Genomic DNA, 1,115 nt, shown 5'->3' with positions numbered 1-1,115 from the left:
TGGCCGGCGCTGACCTGTTCGCTGCACGCCTGAAGCCTCGATTCGGCCTCGAAGATGCCCCAGATAAAGGCCGCAGGATCGCGGCCATCAATGAGTATGGGGTAAAAGCCATTGAGTTCCAGGTGTTGCCGGAACCAGTCCGCCCCCCCTTGCAGAAAAATCGTTGAACGTTGATCGATGCGGCGGCCGTTGGCAATCATCACCGGGGTCACCAGGCCACAGTCCTCAGCTCGCCACCAGCGGCTTGCCCAGTCGCTGCCCCGCTGCTCCTCAAATGCCCCATCACTGAGAAACGCGACCAGACGCTCCCCCGGCAGCGGCATGTGGGTGTATTGCAGTTCAGCGAAGCCCAGATATCCGCCCTCGATCAGCCCGCCGGCAGTGTGGGGGTTGACGTGACTGCCCAGGGGAACCCCCGGTGTGCCATCCGGAGTGACGGCGTAGCTGTAAAAGTCACTCACCAGCCGGGACAGCCCCGCCTCGTCGAGCGTGTACCGATCCTGCTGTTCTGGATGCAGATTGCCGAGCAGTATGTTGACGCTTTCGATAGCCGCCACACAGTGCCCCTGCCCCATCAGCCAGCTACGGGTCAGCCCCGCCAACGCGTTGGCGGCCGTGTAGCCAAGATAGGCAGGCACCATGTTCAGCGAACCACCGGTATGCCCCTGAGGATTTTCCTTGAAGTCATCCGCCGCCAGCGGCTGTCCGGACAGGTCCACTCTGCTGGCATAAGTCATGTGGGCTACCAGCCACATGGCCGCGTTGGTGAGGGTGTCTGCAGCCTCGAAAATAATCAGGGCATCGTCGAGCGAGTCATAACGCCCGGCACAAACGAGTTCCTGGCACAGGTCGAACACGCGCACCTGGGTCAAATCGGTATGTTCGATCACCCCGCGCCCTTTTGCCCAGTTGGCAAACTGGGGGTAACGCTGCCGGTATTGGGCAGCACGCTGCTGGATTCGATGTGAATCCTCAATGGAATAGCCGTTCATGATCTCTCCCTGATAACTCTACTGACGTTAATGGTGGCCTACTAGAAATCCTCGCCGTAAATATCCGGATTACCCCGGGTATTTGCCCGGTCTCACATCAAAGACGCAAAATGGATTGGTAGC

The 1,115-nt window shown here is 59.6% G+C and carries 1 pseudogene; it reads right to left on the bottom strand.

The annotated features are described in order from the left end of the window. A pseudogene (locus tag H3Z84_RS06270) lies at positions 1 to 992 on the bottom strand (xylulose 5-phosphate 3-epimerase); the annotation flags it as partial. Positions 993 to 1,115: the final 123 nt, after the last annotated feature.

The organism is Marinobacter sp. bablab_jr003, assembly GCF_016464245.1.
GTDB classification, from domain to species: domain Bacteria; phylum Pseudomonadota; class Gammaproteobacteria; order Pseudomonadales; family Oleiphilaceae; genus Marinobacter; species Marinobacter vinifirmus.
Note: the sequence above shows the minus strand (reverse complement) of the source record. Positions and strands in the feature narration are given on the sequence as shown.